Raw genomic sequence first — 4,424 nt, 5'->3', positions numbered from 1 at the left:
CAAGCTTGGGCTGCGGACCTGAACCTTCGCGACGAGGAAGCAGGTGCGTGCCGGGCGCACAGCGGCGACACGGCGACCGAGGCGCCGGGCTTACCCCTGAGCGGACGCCCTGAGGTCGTGCCGCCCTTCGGTGGGCGTTTCGTTCTCGTCTGTCGACGACCTCCTGCCGCGGCTCTGACGGAAGCACCCACAAGCTCCATTCTCTTGAAAATCTTGCTTAAACTCCTCTAGAGATCGTATGTTCTACGCGAGAGGGGGCCATCGTGGCACATTCGATCGAGGTGGATGATCAGACTTGTCACTCGCTCGCCTTGGCGGCGCGCATGAGTGGCTGTACGGCAGGCGAGGTGGTGGCCCGCCTAGTGGCGGAGGTGGGCATGCCGACGTCACCCACGTCGGCAAGCAAGGAGGGAGAGCAGCATTCGGAGGAAGCGGAGGCGGTGGCGGTGTACGCCGACTACGAGGGGCACCGCACCCAGGGCAGGTACGACCCGAAGACGTCTCGGATTGACATCGTGGCCGGGCCGCTGGGTGGGCAGAGCTTCAAGACGCCGACCGGTGCGGCTCGCGCCGTGGTCGGCCACTACAAGCCGAGTGTCAGCCCGCACCGCAACGGCTGGTCGTTCTGGGTCCTTGACGACGGGTCGGGAAGGTTCCTGCAGAGCATCCGAGGAACGCCGTGAGTCCAGTGTCGGCGCCGGCCGGAGGAACCAGACGAGTGCCATGCCGCCGAACTCACCGGGAACCGCGCGCATCCTCCTCGCCATGATCGCCGTGCCGGGCGAGAGCATCCAGCGCGGTGACACGACCACATACGGTCGTATCGCCGAGCAGCTCGGAGTCCGCAGCCTCGCGCAACAGGTCGGACGGGCCGTGGGCGCGAACCCGCTGTGCATCTTCGTGCCGTGCCACCGCGTCGTCGGGTCTCATGGCTCCCTCACGGGATACGCCGGCGGACTGAAGCGCAAGCAGACGCTCCTGGAGCTCGAGGAATCGCCTCAGATCAGCGCCGGACGCTTGTTCTGACCGAAAATCTCAAGTTTGCCACCGCGAGCACGTCTCCAATGGGATGGACATGAAACAGCCGTTCGAGAAGGTAGTCGCGCGGCACGGCGCAACCGTGCTGCGCGTCTGCCGGGTCGTCCTCGGTCCGTACGACGCGGACGACGCGGACGACGCATGGTCGGAGACCTTCCTCTCCGCCATGCGCGCCTGTCCCGACCTGCCAGAGACGGCGAACGTGGAGGCATGGCTCGTGACGATCGCGCATCGCAAGGCGATCGATGTGCTATGTGCCGCGAAGAGAAACCCTCTACCAGCCGAGGAGATACCGGAATCACCAACAGAACGAGGCATCCCCGGCTCTGGGGATCCCGACCTGTGGGCCGCGGTGAACGGGCTCCCGAACGATGACGACATGACCGCCCTGCTGCCGACGCCCATGGATGCCGATACTTTCAGCCGGCTTCACCGCCGCCTGGAGCAGAAGGCGGAGCGAGCCGACCTTGTCGACGTCGCCTACACCACCATCGACTCGCCTGTCGGCAAGCTGCTGCTCGCCGCCACCCGGAAGGGTCTGGTCCGCGTGGCGTACGCCACCGAGGATCACGATCGAGTGCTGGAGACCCTCGGCCAGAAGCTCAGCCCGCGCATCCTGCGCGCTCCGAAGCGGCTGGACACGGTGACGCGCGAGATCGACGAATACTTCGCCAAGCACCGCCAGGTCTTCGACCTCACGATCGACCTGTCGCTGTCCCGCGGATTCCGGCGCCTCGTGCAGACGCATCTGCCCGAGATCGGATACGGCCAGACTCGCAGCTACCGGGACATGGCCGAACTCGTCGGCAACCCCGGGGCCGTCCGCGCGGTGGGCACCGCCTGTGCGACCAACCCGCTGCCGATCGTCGTCCCGTGCCACCGAGTTCTGCGTACCGATGGCACGCTCGGTGGTTACATCGGCGGACTCGAAGCCAAGGCCACGCTGCTGAACCTGGAGGCCGCGGCATGAGCACCGCGAAGTCGACCAGGAAGAAGACGACGGGCCGCCAGACGCATCGCCACCAGCGCCAACACGGCCGTCAGCCAAGGTGCGGTCGGTGTCGGCGGCCGGGCCGCCCATGCTCGGGGTGAGCGTGCCGCAGTCGGTCGAGGCCCCGGTCGGCCGTCAGTGTTTGACGAGCCGGTCGGCCGTCTCGCGGAGCGCGGCCAGACGGGTACGGTACTCCTGCTCATCGATCTCACCGCGGGCGAAGCGGTCGGCCAAGACCTGCTCGGGAGACGGTCCGGCGGGCCCAGCGGCGGCCGGAGGCGGGGCGGGTGGCCACATCGGGGGACGGCCGCGATCGCCGGCGTGGGTCAGCGCCCGTACCACCAGCACCGCCCCGATGATGAGCACAGCCCAGAACAGCAGCATGCCCAGGGACATCGCAAACCAGCCCCAGCCGCTCATTCCATAGCCGTCGTACCAGTACATCACCACTGTCACCTCCCGGAGCGAGCGGACGGGACGGCCCGAACCGGGCCCCATGCCGCACCCCCTCCCGCTTCCAGAGTGCGGCGAGTCGCGCTGGAGCGCAGGTGCTGGACGATCCGACGTCACTGGGTCAACCCGCTCACCGTCGTGTGCCCAATTGCCCAGCATGGTCAGCTCTGCGCCCCGTGGGCGGTGCACTGCACATTTCGACCCCGTAGCCTCATCACCATCCGGCGCGCCCCGACCGGACCCGGTCGACGACACCGCGGTCGCCGACAGGTCCCACCGGTGAACGCCGTCAGCGAGTAGCAGCCGCCGGTCACCGTCTACACCCGGCCCGGATGCCCCTACTGCTTCCTGCCGCGCCCGGTGCCGGAGCGGGTGGCCCGGTGCAGCCCGACGGCGGTGCGACCGTCGTCCGCAGCTACCCGGAGGTGGTGATGGGCCAGGATCAGCGCCGCGACGCAGATCGGCACGTTGACGAGGAAAAGCCACCGCCAGCCACCCATGCCCAGCCGAGACCCTTCACCATGGAACGTCTCGGGCGCTGACTGCCCGAGACCGGGGCACCCTAACTTGACGCTATGACTGCGTCAATCTATTTTTGATGCATGCTCTACCCCGCTCCGGCCCTCAGGCCTGCCGACGATCAGGTGCTTAGCGAGATCGACGGCATGCGGGACGTACTGCGGCACCAAATCCAGACCGCGCCGTCGAAATGGACTGAGGGGCTCCGGAAGTTCCTGACCGCCGATGCCGTCGCAGCCTCGAACTCCATCGAGGGCTTCAAGGTATCCACGATCGACGTCGAGGATCTGATGGATGGCGAGCGAGATGTCGAGGTCTCGGACGAAAACCGCGAGGAGACCCTCGCCTATCAGCGGATGATGACGTATCTCCAGACGCTCCACGATGCCGAGGACTTCGGCTACAGCAAAGGCCTACTCAACGCTCTGCACTGGATGTTGCAAGGCCACCGTCACACTATGCACAAGCCGGCCGGGCAGTGGCGCCGGGGCCCCGTCTACGTCACCGACGCCCGTGACCCCAGCATCGCGACCTACACAGCCCCGGACGCCGATGTCGTCCCCGCGCTCATGAAGGAACTCATCGACTGGCTCAACGCCGACAACGGCACCCATCTGCTGGTGCGAGCAGCTCTGGCACATCTGCACCTCGTGTCCATCCACCCCTGGGCCGACGGGAACGGCCGGATGTCCCGTTCGCTCCAGACACTCATGATCGCCCGCGAAGGCGTCCTCGCCCCGGAGTTCTCCTCCGTCGAGGCGTGGCTCGGCCGCCCCGGCAACACCTGGGAGTACTACCGCGAACTCACCGGTCGGGGCCCGACGTACCTTCCCGACCAGGACGTCTCCAGCTGGATCCGCTTCAACCTGACCGCCTACCACCAGCAGGCCCAGACCGTTCAAGGCCGACTCGACCGCTCCGGGCGGGTATGGGGCGCACTCTCCGGATTCGCCAAGAGTACCGGTCTGGACGAGCGAGTGGTGACCGCCCTGCACGACGTGGCCATGGCTGGACGCGTCCGCCGCTCACGCTACGAGCATGCCGAGGGCCTGAGCCTGCAACAGGCGCAACGCGACCTCCGCGACCTCGCCACCGCCCAAGTCCTAGAACCGGTCGGCCGAACCCGGGCCCGCTACTACACGGCAGGCCCCCGCTTCCCTCAGCCGGCACTCGACATCGCGCGCACGCCCATGACCTTGAGGGATCCATACACCGGCTGACCCGAAAAACAACGTGAGGTGACGGTGGTGCCCGGCTCAGGCGGCCTCGGGGAGGGGGTCGAAGCGGACGGTGTAGCCGAGGGTGTTGGCTTGGCGGGTCAGGCGGCGCAGGGCGCGTTCGGGGTCGTGTCGGGTGTAGTAGTCGCCGCCGAGGTTCTGGTAGTCGGTGTCGTTGGTGAGCATGTGCCAGACGGCGGTCAGGG

The 4,424-nt window shown here is 67.3% G+C and carries 6 protein-coding genes; 4 read left to right on the top strand and 2 right to left on the bottom strand.

The genetic code is table 11. The features are described 5' to 3' along the window. The first annotated feature begins 263 nt into the window (after positions 1–263). The 3 genes from AC08OX_RS15355 to AC08OX_RS15345 are packed head-to-tail and all read left to right on the top strand — an operon-like array spanning position 264 to position 2,008. Positions 264–683: a hypothetical protein gene (locus AC08OX_RS15355; RefSeq protein WP_476608439.1), complete on the top strand. Its 420-nt coding sequence runs from the start codon at positions 264–266 to the stop codon at positions 681–683. Positions 684–723: 40 nt separating this feature from the next. Next, the gene (locus AC08OX_RS15350) at positions 724–1,026 is read left to right on the top strand and encodes a methylated-DNA--[protein]-cysteine S-methyltransferase (RefSeq protein WP_476608438.1); all 303 of its coding nucleotides are present in this window, start codon (positions 724–726) and stop codon (positions 1,024–1,026) included. A 49-nt stretch (positions 1,027–1,075) separates the two neighbouring features. Further along, positions 1,076–2,008: a methylated-DNA--[protein]-cysteine S-methyltransferase gene (locus AC08OX_RS15345; protein WP_476608437.1), complete on the top strand. Its 933-nt coding sequence runs from the start codon at positions 1,076–1,078 to the stop codon at positions 2,006–2,008. Between the two features lie 156 nt (positions 2,009–2,164). Here AC08OX_RS15345 and AC08OX_RS15340 read toward each other — a convergent pair whose 3' ends face one another. Continuing rightward, on the bottom strand, positions 2,165–2,527 hold the full coding sequence (locus AC08OX_RS15340) for an SHOCT domain-containing protein (RefSeq protein ID WP_476608436.1): 363 nt from the start codon (positions 2,525–2,527) through the stop codon (positions 2,165–2,167). Between the two features lie 293 nt (positions 2,528–2,820). Then, on the bottom strand, positions 2,821–2,982 hold the full coding sequence (locus AC08OX_RS15335) for a hypothetical protein (protein WP_476608435.1): 162 nt from the start codon (positions 2,980–2,982) through the stop codon (positions 2,821–2,823). A gap of 102 nt (positions 2,983–3,084) precedes the next feature. On the opposite strand from AC08OX_RS15335, the gene AC08OX_RS15330 reads away from it, so the two are divergent. Beyond that, on the top strand, positions 3,085–4,221 hold the full coding sequence (locus tag AC08OX_RS15330) for a Fic family protein (RefSeq protein WP_476608434.1): 1,137 nt from the start codon (positions 3,085–3,087) through the stop codon (positions 4,219–4,221). Positions 4,222–4,424: the final 203 nt, after the last annotated feature.

It is taken from the genome of Frankia sp. CoBUL1, from assembly GCF_978021245.1.
This window is presented reverse-complemented; position numbering and strand designations above follow the sequence as displayed.